This is a genomic window from Paenarthrobacter sp. NPDC089307, from assembly GCF_040685055.1.
Lineage (GTDB): Bacteria > Actinomycetota > Actinomycetes > Actinomycetales > Micrococcaceae > Arthrobacter.
The window spans coordinates 1-24,645 of the sequence record NZ_JBFBHE010000007.1; the positions used below are offsets into that span (position 1 = coordinate 1).

At 64.3% G+C, this 24,645-nt stretch carries 20 protein-coding genes; 12 read left to right on the plus strand and 8 right to left on the minus strand.

Features of this window, described 5'->3' with window-relative positions; genetic code table 11:
• Positions 1–121: 121 nt before the first annotated feature.
• Complete coding sequence (locus tag AB0N72_RS17070; protein ID WP_363933322.1) at positions 122–1,189, minus strand: patatin-like phospholipase family protein; 1,068 nt, start codon at positions 1,187–1,189, stop codon at positions 122–124.
• A 427-nt stretch (positions 1,190–1,616) separates the two neighbouring features.
• On the opposite strand from AB0N72_RS17070, the gene AB0N72_RS17075 reads away from it, so the two are divergent.
• From AB0N72_RS17075 to AB0N72_RS17085, 3 genes are all read left to right on the plus strand, one after another.
• Positions 1,617–1,904, plus strand: coding sequence for an HU family DNA-binding protein (locus AB0N72_RS17075; protein ID WP_024367639.1), 288 nt, complete (start codon positions 1,617–1,619; stop codon positions 1,902–1,904).
• Positions 1,905–2,141: 237 nt separating this feature from the next.
• Complete coding sequence (locus AB0N72_RS17080; protein ID WP_363933324.1) at positions 2,142–4,250, plus strand: cytochrome c oxidase assembly protein; 2,109 nt, start codon at positions 2,142–2,144, stop codon at positions 4,248–4,250.
• Entirely contained in the window at positions 4,250–6,223 is a 1,974-nt protein-coding gene (locus tag AB0N72_RS17085) for an NHL domain-containing thioredoxin family protein (protein WP_363933325.1), read from the plus strand. The genes AB0N72_RS17080 and AB0N72_RS17085 overlap by 1 nt, the downstream gene beginning before the upstream one ends.
• Before the next feature lie 106 nt (positions 6,224–6,329).
• Here AB0N72_RS17085 and AB0N72_RS17090 read toward each other — a convergent pair whose 3' ends face one another.
• From AB0N72_RS17090 to AB0N72_RS17105, 4 genes are all read right to left on the minus strand, one after another.
• The gene (locus AB0N72_RS17090; RefSeq protein ID WP_363933845.1) at positions 6,330–7,322 is read right to left on the minus strand and encodes a hypothetical protein; all 993 of its coding nucleotides are present in this window, start codon (positions 7,320–7,322) and stop codon (positions 6,330–6,332) included.
• A 150-nt stretch (positions 7,323–7,472) separates the two neighbouring features.
• A complete protein-coding gene (locus tag AB0N72_RS17095) occupies positions 7,473–9,182 on the minus strand; it encodes a helicase HerA-like domain-containing protein (RefSeq protein ID WP_363933327.1) in 1,710 nt (569 codons plus the stop codon).
• 9 nt (positions 9,183–9,191) lie between these two features.
• The gene (locus AB0N72_RS17100; protein ID WP_363933329.1) at positions 9,192–9,710 is read right to left on the minus strand and encodes a GNAT family N-acetyltransferase; all 519 of its coding nucleotides are present in this window, start codon (positions 9,708–9,710) and stop codon (positions 9,192–9,194) included.
• A gap of 69 nt (positions 9,711–9,779) precedes the next feature.
• The gene (locus tag AB0N72_RS17105) at positions 9,780–11,696 is read right to left on the minus strand and encodes an FAD/NAD(P)-binding protein (protein ID WP_363933330.1); all 1,917 of its coding nucleotides are present in this window, start codon (positions 11,694–11,696) and stop codon (positions 9,780–9,782) included.
• 288 nt (positions 11,697–11,984) lie between these two features.
• Here AB0N72_RS17105 and AB0N72_RS17110 point away from each other — a divergent pair, with 288 nt between their 5' ends.
• Genes AB0N72_RS17110 through AB0N72_RS17140 form a run of 7 tightly spaced genes read left to right on the plus strand, consistent with a single transcriptional unit; the run spans position 11,985 to position 19,301 of the window.
• Positions 11,985–12,950: an amino acid ABC transporter permease gene (locus tag AB0N72_RS17110; protein ID WP_363933331.1), complete on the plus strand. Its 966-nt coding sequence runs from the start codon at positions 11,985–11,987 to the stop codon at positions 12,948–12,950.
• Positions 12,947–13,867 (plus strand): amino acid ABC transporter ATP-binding protein, encoded by a 921-nt coding sequence (locus AB0N72_RS17115; RefSeq protein ID WP_363933332.1) that lies wholly within the window; start codon positions 12,947–12,949, stop codon positions 13,865–13,867. Before AB0N72_RS17110 ends, AB0N72_RS17115 begins: the two co-directional genes overlap by 4 nt.
• A gap of 9 nt (positions 13,868–13,876) precedes the next feature.
• On the plus strand, positions 13,877–14,896 hold the full coding sequence (locus tag AB0N72_RS17120) for an ABC transporter substrate-binding protein (RefSeq protein ID WP_363933334.1): 1,020 nt from the start codon (positions 13,877–13,879) through the stop codon (positions 14,894–14,896).
• Complete coding sequence (locus AB0N72_RS17125; protein ID WP_363933336.1) at positions 14,893–16,059, plus strand: LLM class flavin-dependent oxidoreductase; 1,167 nt, start codon at positions 14,893–14,895, stop codon at positions 16,057–16,059. The genes AB0N72_RS17120 and AB0N72_RS17125 overlap by 4 nt, the downstream gene beginning before the upstream one ends.
• Positions 16,043–16,900, plus strand: a complete 858-nt coding sequence (locus AB0N72_RS17130) for a DUF1684 domain-containing protein (RefSeq protein WP_363933338.1) — start codon at positions 16,043–16,045, stop codon at positions 16,898–16,900. Before AB0N72_RS17125 ends, AB0N72_RS17130 begins: the two co-directional genes overlap by 17 nt.
• The gene (locus tag AB0N72_RS17135) at positions 16,897–17,949 is read left to right on the plus strand and encodes an LLM class flavin-dependent oxidoreductase (RefSeq protein ID WP_363933339.1); all 1,053 of its coding nucleotides are present in this window, start codon (positions 16,897–16,899) and stop codon (positions 17,947–17,949) included. The genes AB0N72_RS17130 and AB0N72_RS17135 overlap by 4 nt, the downstream gene beginning before the upstream one ends.
• Before the next feature lie 8 nt (positions 17,950–17,957).
• A complete protein-coding gene (locus AB0N72_RS17140; RefSeq protein ID WP_363933341.1) occupies positions 17,958–19,301 on the plus strand; it encodes an NtaA/DmoA family FMN-dependent monooxygenase in 1,344 nt (447 codons plus the stop codon).
• 191 nt (positions 19,302–19,492) lie between these two features.
• Here AB0N72_RS17140 and AB0N72_RS17145 read toward each other — a convergent pair whose 3' ends face one another.
• Positions 19,493–20,698, minus strand: a complete 1,206-nt coding sequence (locus AB0N72_RS17145; RefSeq protein ID WP_363933342.1) for a VCBS repeat-containing protein — start codon at positions 20,696–20,698, stop codon at positions 19,493–19,495.
• 71 nt (positions 20,699–20,769) lie between these two features.
• Entirely contained in the window at positions 20,770–21,210 is a 441-nt protein-coding gene (locus AB0N72_RS17150; protein ID WP_363933344.1) for a GNAT family N-acetyltransferase, read from the minus strand.
• Between the two features lie 75 nt (positions 21,211–21,285).
• Between AB0N72_RS17150 and AB0N72_RS17155 the strand changes: the two genes are divergently transcribed.
• Positions 21,286–22,215, plus strand: coding sequence for a threonine/serine dehydratase (locus AB0N72_RS17155; protein WP_363933346.1), 930 nt, complete (start codon positions 21,286–21,288; stop codon positions 22,213–22,215).
• Positions 22,216–22,287: 72 nt separating this feature from the next.
• Here AB0N72_RS17155 and AB0N72_RS17160 read toward each other — a convergent pair whose 3' ends face one another.
• A complete protein-coding gene (locus AB0N72_RS17160) occupies positions 22,288–23,289 on the minus strand; it encodes an ABC transporter substrate-binding protein (RefSeq protein WP_363933348.1) in 1,002 nt (333 codons plus the stop codon).
• A 281-nt stretch (positions 23,290–23,570) separates the two neighbouring features.
• Here AB0N72_RS17160 and AB0N72_RS17165 point away from each other — a divergent pair, with 281 nt between their 5' ends.
• On the plus strand, positions 23,571–24,560 hold the full coding sequence (locus tag AB0N72_RS17165) for an LLM class flavin-dependent oxidoreductase (protein ID WP_363933350.1): 990 nt from the start codon (positions 23,571–23,573) through the stop codon (positions 24,558–24,560).
• Positions 24,561–24,645 lie beyond the last annotated feature (85 nt).

The following is a 24,645-nucleotide window of genomic DNA, read 5'->3' on the forward strand; positions in this document are numbered from 1 at the left end:
TGCACCCGGGAGGGTGTGGGAGAGTAGGACACCGCCGGACACACATTAGCAAGAGCCCCGACCACACGGTCGGGGCTCTTCGCACTTAAAACAACACCACCCAAAACCAGAACCAAGGGCCCTACGACCAAAAGGCCGCCAGTTCACCGGCCAGGGACTGGCCTTGTTCGTATCCTGTCCTCGCGGCGCGGGGCCGGAGGGACAGGTCCATGGCGTTGACCCCGAACATGAATTCCGAGGCCGTGTCCGGATAGACGGTCTGAACCTGGCTTCCGCTGCCACGCAGGGCCTCCACCTGCGCCTCCAGGTGCATGCCCCATTCGCGTGGCGTTCGGGTGCGGCCACCAAAGGGTGAAAGCACCAGCACTCGCGGGTACCCCGCTGCAAGGTCGGCGTTTTCCGCGTTGGTGCGGTATCCGCCGTCGATGTATTGGTTGCTGCCGATGCTGTAAGCGAAGCCGCTGGCACAGCTGGCGGCCACGGCGTCCGCCAGGTCCACCCCACTGTAGCGATCGAAGACCACCGGTTCCCCGGTTTTTGCGTCTACTGCCGTGAGGAGCATTGACCCCTCGGGCCACGCCTGTTGCGGCAGCCGGCTCGCCACAGTGGTTCGCCACCGGACGCTGGCCCCCTCCATGGCTGCGGCCATGTCGAGTGCTGCTGCGCCCATTCGGCGGCGCATGTCGGCCATGTCCAGCGCGGCGTCCAGGATTTTGCGGGTCCGTTCCATGTGTTCGGCCACGTGATTGGCCCCCTGCGCCCGAGGGGCCAGCTGCCCCGCGGCCGGCTGGCCCGCAGACTGCCCCGCAGACCCCTGCCCCGCCCCAGAACCCTTCGATCCCAACTCCGCAAAGGCCCGCGGCGACAGGGTCGCTGGGTCGACTGTGGCGTTGAACAATTCGGGCGGCGTGGCGCCGGCGATCTGGGCAGCCGCCGTCGCTCCGGCCGAGGTGCCAATGGTGAGGTCGGCGGCTGTGACGTCCATCCCGGCGTCGTAGAGTCCTGCAACGACGCCGATGAGCCATGCGTTGCCCGTTGACCCACCGCCGCCCAGGACCAAGGCTCGCTCGCCTTTCGGGATGCGGGATGAGGCGTCAATGGTTGGCTGGTCCTGCACTGGCCTTGATGGCTCCTGTGCAGGCGAAACGGGCAGCTTTGAAGCAAGCCGTGAAGAAGTTGGTGTGTTCATTGGAGATGCCTTTCGCGATGTGCGTACAAGGCGCTCCCGGGGGCGGCTGGGTCAGCCGCGGGATCGTGGACTGCAGGGAGCGCCCACTATGGATACTGCTTTCATGGGTCTCACCTCCTGTTCACGGATCACGATCATCGGAAAATTACCACCCTTGAAGGCCCGCGCGCAATGGGCGTTCAGGGACGAGACCCACTGTGGAACCGCATCTGTCCCGGCCGCCCTTTCTTCAGGTCCAGCGCCCTAGGGTACGCCAAGGGCTTAAAGCACTCCTAAAAACCCTGAAAATCCGGTGATTTTGGTCAAAAAGGCGCGGAAACACGCGGAATTTGCTGGCCATGAGAGCCCAAGCTGGTAAGTTTTCGAACAGTGGCTTGCTCGCATTCCGCTTGAAAGCTCAAAAACGTATGAGTCCAGGAGGACGTAAATGGCTAAGAACCGTAGTGAACTCGTTGCAGAGGTAGCAGGCAAGGCTGGCACCAGCCAGGCAGCAGTCAACTCCGTGCTCGATGCACTGTTCGAAGTTTTCGAGACTTCTGTCGCCGCCGGCGAGAAGATCACCATCCCGGGCTGGCTCGCCGTTGAGCGCACCGACCGTGCAGCCCGCACCGGCCGCAACCCGCAGACCGGCGAAACCATCCAGATCGCAGCCGGCCACAGCGTCAAGCTGACCGCTGGCTCCAAGCTGAAGGCAGCTGTCTCCAAGAAGAAGTAACTTTCTTCGACGCATGCCTTGAAGGGGCGGGAACCTGATGGTTGCCGCCCCTTCTTTTTTGGGTTAATCCACATAGCGCCTCTTCGATTCGCAGCCCGGCGACAGGTAGCGGACAATGGATAGGTGCCATCAGCAAGAAGTTCCGCAACTGCCCCTTCGTCCCCTCCCAAGCCGGGAGCACGCGGAGGCTCTACAGTCGCGGGGATTTCCCTTCCCTGGCAATTGGCAGGATTGGCGGTGCTGTTCGTCATTCTCGCAGGGGCGTTGATCTTCTCCGGGGCCTCGGCGGCCCGCCAGGTCTCAGATCCCGGCGCCTTGGTCAGGTGGGGCCTTCCCTTTGCCAAGGCCATCCACAATGTTTCGGTAGCTACCGTCGTCGGCGGCTTGATCTTTGCTGTGGGTATCCTGCCCAAGAACCTCGGCGGATCCCGGTCCCGGGAGAAGGACGCCGACGCACCTGAGCATCCAGCGTTTACAAGAGCCCTGGCCGTTGCCGCTGCAGCTGGTGCGGCGTGGACCTTGTCCGCTGTGGCCGTCCTCGTCCTGACCTATGCAGACGTTGCCGGACAACCCCTCTCCGGGGATGCCGATTTCACCCGCTCGCTGGTCTACTTCATGACTGACATCGAAACCGGCAAGGCCTGGCTCGCGGTCACGATTATTGCCGCCGTTGTCACTACGGCCCTGTTCGGCGTCCGGTCCTTGACGGGACTGGCCTTCACACTTGTGCTCGCCTTGATTGGGCTGATCCCGACAGCGCTCATCGGCCACTCTTCCAGTTCGAGCGACCACGAAGGTGCCATCAATTCCCTGGGTCTCCACTTGGTGGGCGTTTCCACTTGGGTGGGCGGCATCATCATGCTGGCGGTCCTGTCCGGAATTCTCACCGGCTCGCGGAAGACCGCCACTCCGGACATCACGGAGCAGACCCTTCGTCGCTTCTCGTCCTTGGCTGGCTTCGCTTTTGTCCTGGTGTTCGCATCAGGTGTCATCAATGCTGCCATCCGGGTCACCAACCCAGCAGACCTCTTTGGCTCCGCCTACGGCCAGCTCATTATGGCCAAGGCCCTTGCCACCCTGGTGCTGGGCGGCATCGGTTTCATGCACCGCCAGTGGGTTATCCCGCAGCTCGGGAAGAACGGTTCCATGTCCGCCCGCCGGGTGCTGTGGCAGCTGGTTCTGGTTGAGCTGCTGGTGATGGGCGCGACGTCGGGACTTGCCGTTGCGCTCGGACGCTCGGCTCCGCCGCAGCCCACCACTTACGCCCCTGATGCTTCGCCTGCGTTCATTCTTTCCGGGTACGAGCTGCCACCGGAACTCACCCCTTCGCGCTGGCTGACGGAATGGCGCTTTGACTGGCTGTGGGTGGGCGTGGCCCTGTTTGGCGCCGTCTCCTACATCATGGGCATCGTCAAGGTTCGACGCCGTGGAGACCAGTGGTCCGTATTCCGGACCGTGAACTGGATGATCGGCTTGTTGGTCCTGACATACATCACCTCGGGCCCGCCTGCGGTGTACGGCCGCGTGCTGTTCTCTGCGCACATGGTCGACCATATGGCCCTCACCATGGTGGCCCCCATCTTCCTGGTCCTTGGTGCCCCCGTCACCTTGGCCTTGCGTGCGCTCCCCGCCAGGGGCGAAGGCAGCCATGGTTCCCGTGGCTTGCGGGAATGGCTGCTGCTGTTCGTGCACTCCAGGTTCTCCCAGGTAGTCACCCATCCCCTGTTCGCTGCGGCAAACTTTGCGGGATCCATCGTCTTGTTCTACTACTCGGACCTCTTCGGTCTGGCCATGCGCGAGCACGTTGGCCACGAGCTCATGAACCTGCACTTCCTGCTGACCGGATACATCTTTGTCCTGAGCATGATCGGCAGCGATCCTTTGCCTCGTCGTGCGCCGTACCCGATGCGGCTGCTGCTTCTCCTTGCCACCATGGGATTCCACGCGTTCTTTGGAGTGTCCATCATGGGCGGCACCGGCCTGCTCGCGGCCGACTACTTCGGAAACCTCGGCCGCGCCTGGGGCCCGACAGCCTTGGGAGACCAACAGTTGGGCGGCGCCGTGGCCTGGGGCATCGGCGAAATACCCACACTCCTGGTGGCCATCGGGGTGGCTGTGATGTGGTCCAGGTCCGACGAACGGGAAAAGCGCAGGGTGGACCGTGCGGCGGACAGGAATAACGACGCCGATCTCAGTGCTTACAACGATATGTTTGCCCGGCTGGCCGAGCGTGACGCCAAGCTTGCAGGCCGCACTGGCAGAGCAACAACAACGGCCCCGGCCGAACGCCCTACTAACGACACCGCCGGGCAGACCGACCCGAATACCAAGCTGGAAGGACGCTGATGAGCGAAACCGTACGTACCCAACACCGGGTCCGGGCCTCCGAACTCGAGGGCCGCGGCTGGCTCAACACGGGTGGGAAATCCCTGGACCTCGAGTCGCTGCGGGGCAAGATCGTGCTGCTCGATTTCTGGACCTTCTGCTGCATCAACTGCCTGCACGTGCTGGACGAGCTGCGTCCCTTGGAAGAGAAGTACTCGGACGTCCTGGTGACGGTTGGCGTGCACTCGCCCAAGTTCGAACATGAGGCGGATCCGGTTGCTTTGGCATCTGCCGTCGAGCGCTACGAGATCCACCACCCGGTCCTGGATGACCCGGAACTTGCCACCTGGAAGGCCTACACAGCCCGTGCCTGGCCCACCCTGGTAGTTGTGGACCCCGAGGGGTACATCGTGGCGCATCTTTCCGGAGAGGGCCACGCAGACGGCCTCGCCGTCCTGCTCGAAGAACTCGTTGCCGAGCACGAAGCCAAGGGAACCCTCCACCGCGGTGACGGTCCGTACGTAGCGCCGGTGCCGACGTCGGGTACGTTGCGTTTCCCGGGCAAAGCGACCCAGCTTCCCAACGGCAACTACCTGGTAGTGGACTCCGGGCATCACCGTTTGGTGGAGTTGCGCCCCGACCTGGAAACCGTGGAGCGGGTCATTGGCTCCGGAACCAAGGGCTACCTGGACGGGCAATCGGAGCTCGCACAGTTCAACGAGCCCCAGGGCGTTACCCTGCTGCCGTCGGAACTGGCCTGGAAGCTCGGCTACGACGCCGTAGTGGCCGACACCGTCAACCACCGCCTCAGGGGCGTGACGCTCAGTTCAGGATACGTCCAGACGATCGCCGGCAACGGGGTGCAACGGCTGCTCGACACCGGTCCCGCCCGTGTCACGGACTCCGGCGCGGGGACTTGGTCCGAACACCACGAGGACGGTCCGGCTGACTTCGCGGCCGACGCGGTAGACGTCGGTGCACTCGGCCTGGGTACTGAAGTTTCCCTTTCCTCGCCGTGGGACGTGGTCTGGAGCGAAAAGCTGCAGAAGGTTGTCATTGCGATGGCCGGAACGCACCAGATCTTCGCGTTCGACCCCTTGGCCAAGGACGTTTCCATCCTGGCCGGCTCGGGTCTTGAAGGTTTGCTGGACGGAAAAGCCGAGGAAGCCTGGTTTGCGCAATCCTCCGGCTTGGCCATCGACGGCGAAGACAACATCTGGGTAGCTGACTCGGAGACGTCATCCCTGCGCCGCCTGGTGGTCAGTGATTCCGGCGTGACCGTGGAAACAGCGGTGGGCAAGGGCCTGTTCGATTTCGGTTTCCGTGACGGCGAAGCTTCGGAGGCCCGTCTCCAGCACCCTCTGGGTGTGACCGTACTGCCGGATAACTCCGTTGCCATCGCCGACACCTACAACGGGGCTGTCCGCCGCTATGACCCGGCCAGCAAGTCTGTCTCCACGCTGGCCAGGGGCCTCGCTGAGCCGAGCGACGTCGTGGTGGTTCAGGTAGAGGGCAGCGATCCGCTGCTGGTGGTGGTGGAGTCGAACAAGCACCAACTGGTCCTGGTTCCGATCCCCAAGGAAGCCCAGCAGGTGGACGAGGGCGCATCGCAAACGCACCGTCCCAAGAGCCCGGTAACCCCCGGAACCCTTGAGCTGGCGGTGCGCTTCAAGGCCCCCACGGGCCAGAAACTGGACGACCGGTGGGGTGACCCCACCCAGATGAAGATCTCCTCTACACCGCCCGAGCTGCTGGTTTCAGGTGGCGGGACGTCGGTGGGCCTGCTGCGGACGCTTGAACTCTCGGCAGACGTGCCAGAGGGCATCCTGCACATCACGGCCCGCGCTGCCGCGTGTGATGGGCCCGAAACTGAAGACGGCGAAATCCCTGACCACGCTGCATGCCACCTCTATCAGCAGGACTGGGGCATTCCGGTGGTGCTTCAGGCCGATGGCGAGTCCGAGCTGGTGCTGGACCTCCGAGGCATGGATTAAGCGGCACGTCCTTAGCCGCACGTACTAAGCGACATGAAAACGGCCCGGTTCGTTCCCCCAGCAGGGAACGAACCGGGCCGTTTTGTCGGCGGCTGTTCGGCAACGGCTAGAACGTCAGTAAAGGCGTAACCGTCACGGTGTCGCCGCTGACATCCAACTGCGTGGTGAAGCTGAAGTCGTGCTCCACGTTGAGGTCGTTAACGAGCCCGGTGAAGAGGTTGACCTCCCTGGCGGTCAGGGTCGCCTTGCCGTTCAAGGGTGCAACTACCCATTTGCCGCTGAACGGCTCGATGGTGATCTTGGGGTATTCAGTAATGCTCCACTTGATGGTTCCGTCCACCACGCGCGCATTGCTGACGTGGTAGAACGGGCAATCGGGCTGGAGTCGCTGCTGCTCGGTGGCCTGGGCTGCGCAGGTGTCCAGGAATTCCCGGACCTTGCCGGCTACGGCGTCGTTCATGGCTTTGGTGGAGCGGGTCTGCAGGTTCAAGGGTGCTTGTCCGCCGTCGCGTGTTGCCACGAGCGCGGACGTCGCGGGGGCTTCGAAGTAGGTACCGTTCAAGCTGGCTTCGTACTTGCCCGGGAAGAATACGGCGAACGTGTTGCGGCCGTTGGGCATGTTGACGGGCACGCCGTTGAGGGTGGCTTCGCTGGCGTTCACTACGGTGACATCAATGGTGGGCAGCGTGGTGGGAACGAACGCCCATTTTGCAAAGAACAACCACTGCGTCCCGGTCCGCTCCATGAGGAATTCCGTGTGCAGCCGGCTGCCGTCCAAGGTGTAGTCCACGGGCACGGCCACGCGGTTTGTACCCCGGGACTCGGGGTTTCCCACCTTGACGTCGGACATCTTGGAGGCGGCGGTCTGAAGGGCCGTTCCGTCCAGCATGGCCGCGTTGGCGTTGGGCACTTTGGCTCGCAGGAGCCCCAGGGCTTCCTCGCCGTTGCCGTCCTGTAGCGCCTGTATGTACTCCTTGACCGGCTGTTGCGGACTTGCCACCGACGAGCTCACAAGGTTGATGCAGACGATCGCTCCGGCGGCAGCAAGCATCAGACCGAGCAGCCATCCGGCTGCGGTCTTGACGAACGCTTGACTCAACTGCACGCCCTTTACGTTACCTTCCGCAGCGGCCCCAGCCGTGCAGGAGGTACCCGCAGGGACGTTTATCCGCCGTCTGGAGAAGCCCGACGCCGGGTGGCAGCAGGCGTTGCTGCCGCCCGGCGTCGTGGTTCAGCCAGCTGGACGCAACTAGCGTCGGCGACGCGACGACGTGCCAAAAACTCCCCGCATGAGGTCGCGGCCGAGCTGTGTTCCCATCGACCGGACCATGCTCTTGAGGCCGCCACCCAGCGCTCCGCCGAGTGCCCCCGCGAGGTCTCCGAACATGCCGCTGTCCTGCGGCGCCTGCTGGGGGACAGGCAGGGGAGCCGGCGGTGCGGGGAAGGATTCGGGCGCAGGCGAGGACGGCCGCGAACTTGGCCGGCCCAGGATTTCTTCCTCGATCCGGCGGGCTTCGGCATCGATGTCGGCCTGGGAAGCGCCAAGGGAAGGCCCGGACGATGGGACGGGAGGCAGTCCCGGTGCCGCATCGCCTGTGGATACCGGCGTGGCACCACTTAGTTTCTCGTAGGCCGAGACGTTGTCCACGGCCGTCCCGTACTTGGCCAGGAGGGAGGACCCGGCAACTGTGCTCTTGATGAGCTCATCCGTGCTGGGACCCATCACAGACTCGGGGGCACGGAGTCGGGTGAGGGCAACCGGTGTGGGTGCGCCCTTCTCGTTCATGACCGTGATGACGGCCTCGCCAATGCCGGCGGAGGTGAGGGTCTCTTCGAGGTCGTAGTCGCTGACGGGGAATGTGGATACCGTGGCCTTCAACGCCTTGGCGTCCTCGGGAGTGAAGGCACGCAACGCATGCTGGACACGGTTGGCCAACTGGCCAAGGACATCCGCCGGGACATCCTTGGGTGTTTGCGTGACGAAGAAGATGCCAACGCCCTTGGAACGGATCAGCCGGACGGTGGTGGTGATGGCTTCGAGGAAGGCCTTGGACGCGTCGTTGAACAGCAGGTGGGCTTCGTCCAGGAAGAACACAAGCTTGGGTTTGTCGAGGTCGCCGGCTTCGGGCAGGTCCTCGAACAGATCGGCCAGGAGCCACATGAGGAAGGTGGAGAACAGGAGCGGCTTGGTTTGCAGCGTGGGCAGTTCCAGGCAGCTGACCACACCCCGGCCATCGGGTGCGGTGCGGAGCAGCTCGGCGGTATCGAACTCGGGTTCGCCGAAGAACCTCTCCATGCCCTGGGCTTCCAAACCGACGAGTTCACGGAGGATCACACCTGCAGTGGCCTTTGACAGGCCGCCCAGTTCAGCCAGTTCGGCTTTGCCTTCGTCCGAGGTCAGGAATTGGATGACGGCGCGGAGGTCCTTGAGGTCGACCAGTTCAAGGTTTTTCTGGTCCGCAAAGTGGAAGATCAGCTGGAGGCTGGACTCCTGGGTGTCGTTGAGGTCCATGATGCGGGAAAGCAGGATGGGCCCGAACGAGGTGATGGTGGCGCGGACTGGAATGCCGTTGCCATCCCCACCCAGGGACAGGAACTCCACCGGAAAGTTCTTGGCGTGCCAGTCCTGGCCGAGCGCAGAGGTACGAGCCGTCAGCTTTTCACTGCCTGTGGCCGGTGTCGCCAACCCGGAGAGATCGCCCTTGATGTCCGCGAGGAAAACCGGGACACCCGCCGTCGAGAGTTGTTCGGCGATCATGTGCAGCGTGACCGTCTTGCCGGTACCGGTAGCCCCGGCCACCAGGCCGTGCCTGTTCATCATCGCCAGTGGCAGGCGGACCTGGGCTTCCTTGTGGACTTCGCCGTCCACGATCGCGGCACCCAGCTCGATGGTGGCCCCCTCCAACGTGTACCCCTGTTGGATGGTGGCGAGTTTTTCAGCAGTGGTTTTCGTGGCCATGCGCATAGCTTAGCTGGGCTTGGCAAGATCCTTGCTGAAGGCCAAATGCTTGATTTCTTCGGGGTCGGCGGCGAGGTCGAACAAGGCCTTGTACCCCGTGGCGAGGTACAGGTGTTTTGCCTCGGGCTGGCGGGGCCCGGTGGTCAGGTACAGCTTCCTGTAGCCGCGCCGGCGGGCCTCGTTTTCGAGCTCCTGCAGGACCAGCCGTGCCAGCCCGCGCCTGCGATGGGCCGAGTGCGTCCAGATTCGCTTGAGCTCGGCGGTGTGCTCGTCGTAGCGGCGGAAGGCGCCCCCGGCAACGGACTCGCCGTTTTCCTGGATGATGATGAGCGCGCCATGGGGAGCCGCGAATTCTTCGGCAGGGTAGCGGTTGAGCTCTTCGGCTGCTCCCTCGCTGCTGAACAGGTCCCCGTAGCGGGTGTTGTACTCGACGGCCAGTTCATCCAGGAGTGGACGAACCCGGGGGTCGCGCATCGGGAGGCTGAGGACGGTAAGGCCCGACGGCGGCAGGGTTGGGGTGGTGGTCATGTCAGGCCTTTCGTAGGTGGGAACCCAACCAGGTAGCAGTTAACGTCGTTTTGAGGGCTCATAACGACCTTAACTGCGACTCAGTTGGGCGGCAGCAGCAACGGTGGTCAGGGTTTCCAGGATCCGGCGGGCCAGGGCGTCGTTTTCGCGGAACGGAGCGGCGTTGGTGTTGGGACGTGCAAAAGCTCCCGCACCCCAGCCTGAGGTCCCGGGACCTACGGCAAACAAACCCTGCTGTGGGATACCAACAGGGGACAGTATCTCGTAATTCCCGGAAACCAGGAGCTTGCCCGTGGAGTGCGTGCCCTCGGAGGTGAGCAGCCGCTGTTCGGTGCCCCATCCGGCGTCGTGCAGGTCCGCCAGGGCGGGATTCGCGGAGCGTTCCACGGAAGCGGAAGGCAACCGCGCCTCGATGTAGGCCGAAGCGTCCACCACCAGCGGCGACTGGAACGAGCCCGCCACGAACCGGCCCACGGACTCGTCGGCCCGTACCCACATGCCCGGGCCCAGGAACTTGAGGAGCCCGGCCCTGTGCAGGGCAAGCATCTCCCGGAGGCGGTGCGACGGCGGCCCGGAGTCCACGAAGCTGAAGAAGCCGTGCCACCATCCATGAATGGACTGCTGGGAGCGGGCGTTGAGCCGTTCCTGGGGGACCAGCCGGCCGAGGTCCATGTACACGTACAAAAGCGCAGTGAACAGGGCCAGGGTTTCGGAATGGTCAGGACCGGTCCGGAGGTCGAGGTCACGCTGGATGTAGGCGGCTACGGAGCGCTGCACGGCGTCGTGATCGGCGAACGCGCAGCCGCTCAGCGGGTGGTCCAGCTTCTCCAAGTCGAGGCGCAGGGCAGGATCCGGAACGGAAACAGCCACCAGTTCCTCACGCTCTTGGCTGTACCAATCGAGGGCATCGAACCGGGCCTCAAACGCGGCCCACGAGCCCACGACCCGCCCAGGGTAGCCCGTGAACAGCTCGCGGTAGTAGGCGTAGCCGGCATCCTTGGCGATCAGCGGCCACAGTTGGGTGCGGAAATCGAGTTCTACGTGCGACGCCAGCAGCGCGTCGATGGCTGCGGCCGTGAAGTACCGCGGCCGCTCCACCGGAGTGCGCAGCGTGGAGGAGATCTTGGAGTGGTACGGCACGCCGCGTCGTGACCCGGCCCAGATCCGCGGTTCGGCGCCGGATGGCACGTAGTCGAGTCCGCCGTCGGGCCGTTCTTCGAAGCGGCCGCCGCGGCCTTCGAACAAGAGCACCAGCAGATCAACGAACGCCAGCCCCATTCCGGAGACGATCACGTCCTGGCCCGCCCCGATGCCGGAGTAGTCAACGTCCGTGGTGTACGACGGCGGCGCGTGGAAGCCGCCGTGGCGGGCAGCGAACTCGCTGTGTCGTGCCGACTCGGGGTCCACCAGGGAATCCGTGTGGCCCAGCGCGTACACCACGACGTCGGCAACAACCTCGCCGCCGGAGGCCAACCGAACGCTGTGCGCGCCTTCGGAAACGGGCGAAACGCCGGTGGCCGTGTCGCGATGAACGGTCACGGTTGCTTCAGGGCCAAGGGCGCTGACGGCCCGGCCGAAGAACCATTCAAGGTATTTGCTCTGGAGTTGCCGGGTGGGGAAGGACGAGGGCGTCAGCGCGCGGAGCTGCGCGAGCAGGTGCGGTTCCAACGGGGGAACGTCACGGATACTGCCTTCCAGGATCCCGGCGGCCCAGGCGGACAGTCCGGGTCCTTGAACCGAGGGCCCGTCGCAGGTCACGGACTCATCGGTGAACATGGTGACGTCAGCGGCGGTGGAGTTCAACAGCAGGCCCGGGCTCTGGTCATAGCGCCAGATCCTCCCGGAGCCAGGCTGGTAGGGCTCAATGACGTGGATATCCAGGGGGCCGTCGAACAAGGTGGGCCGGTTCGCGGCAAGCCGTTCCAGCACACCGGCCGTGCGCGGACCGCCGCCGATGAAGGCGATGGCGGGAACTCGTGACGGCATGGGATCTCCTGAAATGCAGTGGTTGGTGATGCCCAATCTAGGGAGCTTGGGGTGCGCTGGTCGAGGAGCGGGTAACGGCCGTTCACCACGCGTCACGCGCCGTTAAGCAACGAAAGATCGCGACTCATATGGCGTTCCATGACGATGATTGTGACGCCTTAAGAACCCCGGCGAAGCCCTGCGAAGTCCAGTGAAGAAGTGCAAATTCCCGCCTTGCTGCGGGGTTTGGCACGCCCATAGATTGGCAGCCATCCGATAGACAACAACCGATCTGAAATGAGGTGGCGCATGAGTGCAATCGCACCGCCTGCCACGGCGGACACTGCACCGCCCACCCCGGATTACTCCGAGTACAAGCTGGTGCCTGCCCGGCATCCCTGGCGATGGGTAGGCACTGCGGTGGTGGCCGTCGGCGTTGCCGCCATCGCGTGGTCCCTTGTCACGAACCCCCGCTGGGAGTGGGGCGTGGTGGCCCAATGGTTCACGGCGCAGTCTGTGGTCACCGGCCTGGTGGAAACCCTCAAGCTCACGGCTATCTCCGGCGTGCTGGGCTTTGTCCTCGGTTTCATCCTGGCCTTGATGCGCTTGTCGGCGTCTCCGCTGTTGGTTTCGGTTTCGTGGACGTTCTCCTGGATCTTCAGGTCGACGCCGCTTCTGGTCCAGCTCCTGCTCTGGTACAACCTTGGCTACCTCTACGAGAAGATCAGCCTGGGTATCCCTTTCACTGATGTCCGCTTCTTCGAGGCCCAGACCACCACGCTGATCAGCCAGTTCGCTGCAGCAGTCCTGGGGCTGACCCTGAACCAGGCGGCCTACTCCGCGGAGATCATCCGTGGCGGCATCCTTTCGGTGGACCAGGGCCAGCTTGAGGCGGCCTCCGCGTTGGGCATCCCTGCCTGGCAGCGGAATACCAGGATCGTCCTGCCCCAAGCGATGCGGGCCATCCTGCCCAACGCCTTCAACGAGATCATCGGCCTGGTCAAGGGCACCTCGATTGTGTACGTCCTTGCCTACTCGGAGCTCTTCTACACGGTCCAGGTCATTTACAACCGGACCCAGCAGGTGCTGCCGCTGCTCCTCGTTGCCACGCTCTGGTACGTGGTGATCACGTCGGTATTGAGCGTTTTCCAGTACTACATTGAGCGCCATTTCTCCAAGGGTGCTGTCCGGAACCTGCCGCTCACCCCGCTGCAGAAGGCCCGGAAATTCTTCTCCACCCACGTTGCTGCCTCTCCTACGAAGGACGCCCGATGAGCATCATCGCCGCACGCAAAGTATCCACGAGCACCGCAAAGTCCGAAGCCGAAGCCCACGCTGAACCGCAGGCTGGCGCTTCGGCCGGCGCTTCGGCTGGCGCTTCGGAAGGTTCCGCCCGGGCGGCTTCCACTGCCACCCGCGGACAGGTGGACATCACCAACGTCCGCAAGTCCTTCGGCGCCACGGAGGTCCTCAAAGGCGTGACATTGTCGGTTCCGCCCGGCGGGGTCGCGGTGATCGTGGGCCCCTCCGGGTCCGGCAAGTCCACCCTGCTGCGGACCATCAACCACCTTGAAAAAGTCGACGGCGGCTACATCACCATCGACGGCGAACTGGTGGGCTACGAGGTCCGCGGCAACAAGCTCCACGAACTGCGCGAGAAGGACATCCTCAAGCAGCGCACCAACATCGGCATGGTGTTCCAGAGCTTCAACCTCTTCCCGCACCTCACGGCGCTCGAGAACGTGATCGAGGCGCCGATCGTGGCCCAGAAACGTTCCAAGGCCGAAGCCCGGAAACGCGGGCTCGAACTCCTGGACCGGGTGGGCTTGAAAGACCGCGCAGACGCCTACCCCCGACAACTTTCCGGAGGCCAGCAGCAACGTGTCGCGATTGCCCGGGCTTTGGCGCTGGATCCCAAGATCCTGCTCTTCGACGAACCGACGTCGGCGCTGGACCCGGAGTTGGTCAACGAGGTCCTGGACGTCATCCGGGAACTCGCCACATCCGGAACCACGCTCATTGTGGTGACCCACGAGATGGGCTTCGCCAGGGACGTTGCGGACACCGTGGTGTTCATGGATGACGGACTGATCGTCGAGTCCGGCAAGCCCCAGGACATCTTCGCCAACCCCCGCGAGGAACGCACCCGCAGTTTCTTTTCCAAAGTCATCGAACCGGCTTTCAACATCTAGGACATCCCCATGCTTCGCACCACCCACAGCTTCGCCGCAAGTGAAACAAAACTGCGTCCCCTCAAAGGCAAGCTCCTGGCACTTGCTGTACTTCCCGCCGTCGTACTTCCGGTGCTGGCCGGGTGCTCCGATCCTGGAGCGTCGGCAGCCAAACCGGAATCCGAAGCCGCCAAGAACGGCGTGGTCTACAACACCTCCGTGGACCAGAACCGGATCCGCGTGGAAAAAGACGCCACCGCCGCTGCCGCCGTGCCGGCCGCCATCGCAAAGGACGGCAAGCTGACCGTGGCCACCACGGCCGGCGCCATCCCGCTCTCCTTCCACGCCACGGACGACAAGACCCCGATCGGGGTTGAAGTGGACATCGCCCAGTTGGTGGCCGACAAGCTCGGCCTGGAACTGGACCTGCAGGTGACCTCGTGGGAGAACTGGCCGCTCAAGACCCAGTCCGGCGACTTCGAAGCTGTGTTTTCCAATGTGGGCATCAACGCCGCGCGCGTGAAGCTGTTCGACTTCTCCACCTACCGTGCCGCGTTCATGGGTTTCGAGGCGAAGAAGAGCTCCAACTACGACATCAAGGGCTCGGACGACATCTCGGGCCTGAAGATCTCCGTGGGCTCGGGCACCAACCAGGAGAAGATCCTGCTGGCGTGGAACAAGGAGCTCGAGGCCAAGGGCAAGGCACCCGCCACGCTCCAGTACTACTCCTCCGACGCCGATACCATCCTGGCGCTCTCCTCCGGCCGGACGGACCTGAACCTCGCTCCGTACCCGTCGGTGACCTACCGCGAGAACACCCGCGACGACCTCAAAGTGGTGGGCAAGGTCAACGCGGGCTGGCCGTCGGAGACGCTCGTGGCAGCGACGACCCTGAAGGGCAACGGCCTGGCCCCGGCCATCACCGACGCCCTGAACTCCACCATCAAGGACGGCTCCTACGGCAAGGTCCTGGAACGCTGGGGCCTCTCCGAAGAAGCTGTGCCGGAATCCAAGACCGTCACCGAGGCCACGTTTGGAACCGGAAAGTGAAATTCCAGGTCCTGGACATCATTCCGCACCTGAAGAACCCGGTGACCGGGGAGATCGTCTCCACCGCCGACCGGCTCAATCAGGTAGTGGAGACGGCCCGCCGGGCCGAAGCTTTGGGAATCGACAGCTTCTCGGTCGGGGAACGCCACGCCGGTGAGTTCGTCTCGTCATCCCCGACGACGGTCCTCGCCGCGATCGCGGCCGTCACCAGCCGCATCCGCCTCCAGACCGGGGTCACCGTACTCTCCGTGCTGGATCCCGTGCGCGTGGCCGAAGACTATGCCACCATCGACCAGTTGAGCCGCGGCCGGTTGGAATTGGTGATCGGCAAAGGCAACGAGGTGCTGCAATACCCCTTGTTCGGCCTGTCCCTGGACGATCAGTGGGACCTGTTGGCAGAAAAGTACGCACTGCTCCGTACACTGTGGCGCAAGGAAAGCGTCACATGGTCGGGCCGCTTCAGGCCGGCGCTGACCGAACCCACCACGACGACGCCACGCCCCTTCGCAGGATCACCCCGGATTTGGCACGGCTCGGCTACAACCCTGACGTCCGCTGCGCTCGCCGCCAAATGGGGCGATCCGCTCTTTACGGCCAACGCCATCCAGCCCCGGGAAAACTACAAGGTCCTGATCGACCACTACCGGGAAGAATACGAACGCCACGGCCACGATCCGCGGCACCAGTACCTCGGCTCCGGAAGCGGCGCAGGAGGAGTGTTCATCGCGGACACCACGCAGGAAGCCATCCGGCAGTACGGTCCCGTGTATGAAGCCCTGACCGCTGGCCGCAACGTGCCCGGGAACAACTCACCCTTCCGGGACATCCACCACGCCGTGGCCGAGGGCCCTGCCCTGGTGGGAAGCCCGGAACAGGTCATCGACAAGATCCTCAGCTACCACTCGCTGTACAGCCACGATCTCCAGTCGATCTCCCTGCCCACCACGCTGCCCTTCGAACAGCAACTGGAAATCCTGGAACGCTTCGCCACGGAAGTCATTCCCGCTGTCCGGGCCGCGGCCCCCACCACCCTGTGGGAAACCGGGGACCCCTTCGGCGGCCGGCCGGAATTTGCCGGTGCCACCGAACCCGACGCAGCAGCAACAGTCACAGCCGACCACGCCTTCAACAGGACGGACAACGCACATGTCTTTGCACACTAAGAGCGCTACCCACACAGCGGCTGGCCTCGAAGCCTCATCCGCAGCGGAGGCCTTCGACGCCGAATGGCAGGAATGGCATGCCGCCCACGAACGCCACCGCGCCCACCCGCACGGCTTCCTCGCCGTGACCCACCTCCACTGGCTGACGGCCAAGCCGGCCCGGCTGGAAGGTGCGCCGGGCAGCTGGAGGGTGGACGCCGGCGTCGTGCGTGTCGACCTGGAGCCGGGCGAAAGCCTGCAGCAAGACGGTGTGGAGCTGGCAACCCCCATCGCGCTTGGGCCGATCGAGGAACGGGGCGGCATCAACCTTGTCTCAGGCGATACGGTGATCGAGGTTGCCAAGCGCGGCGGCGAGTACATCGTGCGGCCACGGAACGCGGAAAACCCGCTCCTGCAGGAATACCAAGGGACGCCGGCCTATGCGCCCAATGCGGCGTTTGCCGTGCGCGGAACCTTTGTCCCGTTCGAGGAGCCCCGCCCCACCACGGTGGGTGCCGCCGTCGAAGGTATCCAGCATGTTTACGAAGCACCCGGTGAGATCCGCTTCAAGCTCGCTGGGGAGGAGCTGGCGCTGACCGCGTTCAACGGGCACGCGCCGGGTTCGCTGTCCGTGCTGTTCACCGACCAGACCTCCGGCAAGACCACATACGCAGCCAACCGCTCACTGTCCGTGGTGCCCGGCGCTGACGGTTCCGTGGAGCTCGACTTCAATCGCGCCGTGAACCTCCCGTGCGCCTACACGGACCTCGCGACCTGCCCGTTGCCGCCCGCGGAGAACAGGCTGCCGGTGGCCATCGAAGCCGGCGAGAAGATTCCCTACGAACGTCAGGACCAGAAGTGAGCATTCCCAAGACGCCAGGATTCCTGGCCATCGAATTGGACGGCGCGGGCTACGAACACCTTGCCGATGCCGTCCTCGCCGCCGAATCCGCGGGCTTCCACGCGGCCACCTTCAAGGATGCCCCGGAACCCGGACGCGCCAACGCCTTGCAGCGGGCTGCGTTCGCCGGACCGATCACGCGGACCATCGCCGTGGTGCCGGAAGTGGACACCGTATATACCGAGCCGTTCCACATCTCCACGCAGCTGGCCAGCTTGGACTACGTGTCCGGAGGCCGTGCCGGGTGGATCGCGACAGCGGACGAGTCGCCCGAGGCCGCTGCCGCCGTCGGACGTTCTTTTGTATCCGGTGAGGCACTCGCGCAGGAGGCCGCCGCGTCCATCGAGGTCGGCCGCCGGTTGTGGGACTCCTGGGAGGACGACGCCGTGATCCGCGACGTTGCCACCGGGCGCTACCTGGACGTCGACAAACTGCACTATGCCGACTTCGAAACGCCTGCAGATTTCGCCGGCACGCCATACTCGGTGAAGGGTCCGTCCATCATTCCGAGGCCCCTGCAGGGACAGCTGCCCGTGCTGGCTGCGGCGTCCCTTGTTGGCGAGGGGCGGGTACCGGTGGATTCCGTTGACGCGGTGCTGGTGTCCGCGCCGACGGCCGAACTGCTGAGCGCGGAGATCCGCGATGTCCGTGCCCGGCTGGGCGGTTCGGTCAGGATCATCGCAGAGCTCGACGTCGTTCTGGACGCGCGCGGGCAAAGCGCGGCTTCACGCGCGGCTGCTTCGTCCGAAAGCGACAAAGCGCGGTACGCAGGATCCGCTGCCGGGCTCGTCGAACTGCTTGAGGCGTTGCTGGCGGAAGCCGACGGAATCCGCCTCCACCCCGCTGCGGTGGACGTGGATCTTGAGGAACTGTCCAGGCTCGTCCTTCCGGAGCTGCGACGCAGTGGTTCGCTGCGCGGACCCATCCAGGATGGGACTTTCCGCGATGTGCTCGGCCTTGGAACGGCGGAGAACCGCTACGCAACCACCGCTCCCGGAACAGGAAAGTAAGGACCACCATGACACGCGATATTTTCCAGCCGAGCGGCCAGATCCAGTTCGGCATCTTCTTCCAGGGCGTCAACTCGGGCACCATCTGGAAGGCAGCAGAATCGGGTTCCCAGACGGATTTCGAATCGTTCCGCCACATCGTGCAGACTGCGGAGCGCGGCAAGTTTGCCGCCTTCTTCCTCGGGGAAGGGCTCCGGCTGCGCGAACACCTCGGACGTCCACATGCACTCGATGTCGCCGGGCGGCCGGATGCCCAGACCATGCTGGCTGCGTTGGCTTCGGTCACGAAGAACATCGGCTTGGTAGCGACCCAGAACACCACCTACAACGATCCCGCCGATCTCGCCCACCGCTTGTCCTCGCTGGACCTGATCTCCGGTGGCCGGGCGGCATGGAACGTGGTGACCACGGACAACGCCTGGACCGGTGCCAACTTCCGGCGCGGTGGCTACCTGGACCACGCCGATCGCTACAAGCACGCGGAAGCTTTTGTTGAGACGGCCAAGCGGATCTGGGATTCGTGGGAGACCCCGTCCGGTCCCGCGCGCCGGGTACTGCACGAAGGCCAGCACTACACCGTGGATGTCACACCGCGTTTGCCGCGCAGCGCCCAGTACCGTCCGGTGCTCTTCCAGGCCGGTGATTCACCCGAGGGCCGCGACTTCGCAGCACGCCAGGCGGACGTCATCTTCTCGGCCCACCCCAAGTTCGATGACGCCGTGGAGTTCCGCAGGGACATTGTTTCCCGTTCCGTGGCCGCCGGACGGGGCGCCAACGCTGTGCAGATCATGCCCGCCAGCGAGTTCATCCTCGCCGCCACGGATCAGGAAGCCCAAGAGAAAAAGGCCTGGGTCCGCAGCCTTCAGATCGGACCACAGCAGGCTGTTGCCTACCTTGAGCAATTCTGGGGCCGCGAGCTCTCCTCCTACGATCCTGACGGTCCCCTCCCGGAGATCGATCCTGTGGTCGAGGAGACCTCCGAGACGCGTGGCAGCGGCTTCCACGGCGCCAAGGCGCGCCAGCTTGCTGACCAGTGGAGGGCTGAGGCCAAGGACAAGGGCCTGTCCATCCGGCAGTTTGTGACGTCCAAGACGGCACGGATCGATGCCACGTTTACGGGTTCGTACACTGCCGTGGCCGACCACCTGGCCGAGTACGCCAGGGTGGGTGCCGTGGATGGGTTCAACATCTCGCCGTGGCTCATCCCCACTGGCTTGGACGACATCGTGAACCACCTGGTGCCCGAACTCCAGGAACGCGGCGTGTACCCCACGGAGTACCGTGGCACAACGCTTCGCGAAAACCTGGGCCTGGAAACGCCGGTGCGGTCCGAAGAGTCGGTCGAGGTCTGATGGAGAGGCCGGTAAATTCTGCTGGATCATTCCTTGCTCACCGGAGCGGAACCCCTGAAAGACGGGGGCTGTTTCGCATGGTCATGGCAATGATCCAGCAGAATTTCGCACCTGCGGTCCCGGACGCGGAACGCGGGAAGGTAGTGCTGCAACTGACAGTGTGGGGGCAGCCGCTCTAATTGGGCCGCGGGCTAGAGCAGTTCCCGGAACACGTTCCAGCCGTTGCCCACGGGCCCATACGGTCCATACAGCGCTGTGGTGAGTGCGCCCGTGGAGTACAGGACAAGATCACCGTTCTGGTTGATGGCAACGAGGTTGTTGTACTTCTGATGGCTGAAGCTGCCCAGCCCCGACACGTCCAGGAAAGTGTTCCAGCCGCCACCCATGAAGGCAGGCGCGCCCCAGCCGCCTTGGCCGTCAGTGGGATAGATCTGCAGTCCGCCGTTGGTGTCCCGGCCGAAGATCTCCACTGTGCCATCGCCGTTCATGTCGCCCCCGGTGACGATCTTGTTCATGACCTGCCAGCCCCAGCCCACCTTGCTGGGGGCAAGCCACCCGCCTTCGCCGTCGCCCGGGTAGAGGAACAGATCGCCGGCAGCGTTCCTGGCCAGGACGTCGTTGGTCCCGTCGCCGTTGAAATCCCCGGGGCCCACGATCGAGTCGAAGATGTTCCATCCAGTGCCTGCTTGGCGGGTGGGAAGCCAGCCGCCGTCGCCGTCGCCGGGGTAGAGGAACAGCTGGCCGGCGGCGTTCCTGGCAAGGAGATCATTGAATCCGTCGCCGTCGAAGTCTCCGGGTGAGAAAACGATGTTGAACATGTTCCAGCCCGCCCCTACTTGCCGGGGTTCATCCCATGATCCCCAGTACGCGGGGCACGGACCTTCGCAGGAGCCCTTGTAATACGTGTAGGTCCGCGGGTAAAGCACGAGCCTGCCGTCGTAGGTGCGTGCCAGGGGTTCGAAGTTGCCCCGGCCCGTCCAGCCCATTGCCCTGTTGGAGGCCTTGATCGGGTTGGTTTCGGCGCTGAGCTGGGTCTCGGTAGGGCAGCCAGGCTCGCCGGGAGTGAGGGGGTGGACCCTCAATGAGATGCGGCTGCCCTGGTCCTCCGGCAGTATCCGCAAGGTTTCGCCCTGACGCTCGGCGGGAAGTGTTTCGCCGTCGCGCAGCCACTCCAGGGAGATACCGTCTCCGGAGCCGTCAGGATTCCTGCAGCCCCAATAGTCGTAGTTGTACTGGCGGCGCATCTCGGAGCCGACGTACGGGACGCCGTCGATATACGGCGTGGACTGACTGCCCGCGCTGGCTGGCGAAGCCGCCAGGAGGCCGGACGCCAGGAGCCCCGCTGCCATTGCAATAGTGGTTGCGTGCCTTAAAGAGCGCGCTCGAAAGATCCCCATTTTTCCCCCCGGAAAGTATCGCGTCGTAGCCGCGTGGTGTGCTGAGGCTACCGCATTCCGGGCAGGGGTGGTCAGCTGTTGCCCGGGGCCACCATAAAGACATCTAGCGGGTCCTCGGATTCCAGCACGAAACCGTGCCGTTCGTAGAGACGCCGGGCAGCGCTTCCCTGGAGGACGTCCAAGCGGAAGGGGCGTTCGTCCACCGAAGCTGCCATGACGTGCCGCAGCACAGCGCTGCCGAGGCCCTTGCCCTGGTGGGCAGGTGCAACAAAGAAATGTTCAATCCACCGTGCGTCCGGTTCAGGTCTGACCGCGATCACCCCGGCGTCGACGCCCTCCGAATGGATGACATAGGTGTGCTCGGGCTGGAAGGCGTTCAGGAAGCGCTCGCGGACACGGACGGGATCAAAGCGCCCAAGGCGTTCCAGGTCCGGCCGCATGACCACTGCACGGAGTTCGGCGATCCAGGCGGCATCAGTGGCTACGGCGGGACGAAGGACGAAATCGGGCATGGCCCAAGCTTATGCGCGGTGCTGAACCGGCACGTACCGAACCATAGGATGAGTCTGACGAAAGGTGCAGCCACGATGGTCACACGCGATGAAGTAGAAGCTGCCTACGCCCGGACTTCGGGCTGGGTCCGGCACACGCCCCTTGCCGAGAGCGGCAACCAGGAGACCTACCATTTGTGGTTCAAGTGCGAGTACATGCAGCACACGGGATCCTTCAAAGCGCGCGGGGCCTTCAACCGACTTCTCACGGCGAAGGAGAACGGCCAGCTGGATCCTGAAGTCGGGATCGTGGTGGCCTCCGGGGGAAACGCCGGCCTGGCCAACGCATACGCTGCAGCGAAGCTCGGGGTTCCGGCAACCGTGTTCGTTCCCGAGTCCGCTCCGGCCAACAAGGTCCACAAGCTTTACGCCATCGGGGCCACGGTGATCCAGGGCGGTGCCGAGTACGCAGAGGCATATGCTGCTGCCGTCACGTTCGCGGAAGAGAAGGGGGCCGTCTACTGCCATGCCTACGACCAGCCCGAGATCGTGGCAGGCGCCGGTGGGGTGGGGCTTGAACTTCTGGATGAACTGCCCGACGTCGACACCATCCTCGTTGCTGTCGGCGGCGGCGGGCTGATGGGCGGCATTGCCGCAGCCACCGAGGGGCGGGCGCACGTAGTGGGCGTTGAACCGGAGACGGTCCCCACCCTGCATACGGCTTTGGCGCAGGGGAAACCGGTGGATGTGGCGGTTTCCGGCATTGCGGCGGATTCCCTGGGCGCCCGGCGGATCGGGGAGATCGGCTTCGGGATCGCGCGGCGTACGGGCGTGGAGAGCGTGCTGGTCAGCGACGAGGACATCGTCGAAGCCCGCCGCACACTGTGGGAGAAGCACCGGATCGTGGTGGAACACGGTGCTGCGGCAGCCTATGCTGCGTTGCTCTCGGGTGCCTACACCCCGCGCGATGGCGAGACGGTCGCCGTCGTACTTTGCGGCGCCAATACGGACCCCGCGCACTTCTAACGCACCCAAGCAGGTCGCAGTTGAGGCCGTTTTGAACGCTCAAAACGGCCTCAACTGCGACTCAGTTGGGTCCTACTTCTTGGGCAGGCCCGGCGGGTTCAGTTCTGACGCGGGAATGGCCTCGGAGGACAGACCCCAACGGTCCAGGATCTTTCCGTAATTGCCGTCCTTGATGAGGGTGTTGAGGGCAGCCTGCGCCGCAGCTGCCAAGCCGTTGCCCTTCTGGGTGGTGAAGGCGATTTCTGCCTTCAGGGGCCAGCCTCCCTCAAGGGTGCCCACTTGCTTGGTCTTGCCGTCCTTGGCCGCTTTGTACGCGGCGGAGGCGTTGGGCCCGAACGTCAGGTCCGCGCGGCCGGACTGAAGGGCGAGCTGGGATGCGGAGTCGTCGTCGTAATACTGGAACTCGACCGGCTTCAGGCCGTTCTTCTTGTTCTCTTCGTCCCAGCGCACCAGGATTGCTTCCTGGTTGGTGCCCGAGCCGACGATGATGCGCTTGCCCGCCACGTCCTTGGGCTCTTTCACCGTAGAGATGTCAGAGTCGGCCTTGGCGTAAAAGCCCAGGAGGTCGTTGCGGTAGGTAGCGAAGTCGAACTTCTCCTTGCGGGCCTCGGTGACGGTGACGTTGGACAGTACGGCCTCGTACTTGCCTGACTCCACGCCCAGCGGCCAGTCGGCCCACGCTACCGGCAGCACCTCCACCTGCAGCCCCAGGCTCTCACCGACGGCATAGGCAATGTCCACTTCGCTGCCGATCAGCGTCTTGTTGTCAGTGGCGAACGTGCTCAGCGGAGGGGTTCCACCGGTGGTCACCACGGTCAGCTTGCCGTCGGCTTTGATGGCGTCGGGGACCAGGGCGGCCGCAGCCGCGTCCACGGAAACCTTGATGCGGTCCTGCTGCGGGGTGAGGTTGAACTGCTTGGTTGCGCTGGTTGAAGCGTTCGCACTTGCCGACCCCTGCGGGTTGGATGCCCCCGTTGCGGCGGTGGCGCCCGGATCCGAGCATGCGGCCAGGCCCAGAAGGGCAGTGGCGGCCAATGCCGCGGTCAGGCCGGTTTTGGCTGCGAAACGTGCCATGGGTTCTCCTTGGTTCCGCCGAAGCGGGAAGTCTGATGCGGGTTTGTTGCTGCCACTATCCGGCAGCCTCCGGAACCCGGTCAAAGGAGTTTGAAACGCAGGGATACGCAGGGACACCGCGGTTAATCCGGCGTCGAACAGGGTCATAAAACAGCCCGGGACCCTGGGCGCAGCCAGCACGCGACGCAACTCACAGAAATAAGCCGGGTGCCGCCGTCGTTGTCGCTAGAGTGCCCGGCAACCAGAAGCGGGTACCGCGAAACGTACCGAAAGGCTTCCCCGTGACTGTTCCTCTTTCCATCCTCGACCTGGCAACCATCGGGAAGGGCCAGACGGTGGCGGAAAGCCTCGCGGGCAGCGTGGCCATGGCGCAGAAGGCTGAAGAACTGGGCTACCGCCGCGTCTGGTACGCCGAGCACCACAACATGTCCGCCATCGCATCGTCGGCAACCAGTGTGCTCATCGCCCACGTGGCCGCGCACACCAAGTCCATCCGGCTGGGAGCGGGCGGCGTCATGCTGCCCAACCACTCGCCGCTGACCATCGCAGAGCAGTTCGGCACGCTGGAGACGCTCCACCCGGGCCGCATCGACCTCGGTTTGGGACGCGCCCCCGGCAGTGACCAGAACACCATGCGTGCGCTGCGGCGCGACCATACGTCCTCGGACAGGTTCCCCCAGGATGTGCTGGAACTGCAGGGATACCTCACCGGCCCCACCCGAATCCAGGGCGTTGAAGCGACACCAGGCAAGGGCACCAACGTCCCGCTTTACATTCTTGGCTCCTCGCTGTTCGGTGCCCAGTTGGCCGCGCAGCTCGGCCTGCCCTATGCGTTCGCTTCACACTTTGCCCCGGCCGCGCTGCAGGACGCTGTTGCCATTTACCGCCGCGAGTTCAAGCCTTCCGGGCAGTTGTCCGAGCCGCACGTCATCGCTGGAGTGAACGTCACCGCCGCAGACACCAACGCTGAGGCACAAGCCATCCACCTGGCCGTGAAGAGGGCACGGGTTTCCCTGTTCTTCGGCGGCGGCCGCGAGTTCACGGATGACGAAGCGGACATGGTCCTTGACTCGCCGCAGGGCCAGCACATCGCCCAGATGATGAAGTTCTCCGCGGTAGGCACCAAGGACGTAGTACGCGACTACCTCGACGAGTTCGCAGCTTTTGCCGATGCCGACGAACTGATCGTGGCCCACCAGAGCATCGGCACTGAAGAGCGTTTGCGGTCCGTGGAGCTCCTGGCCGACGTGGCGGGCCTAGTGGCCGCATAAACTCCCGCATAAATCCAAGGAAAAGCTTTACTCGATTGCAATCTGCAAGGTAGTCAAGCGAAACCCGCCGGGCGGAAACTGTAGC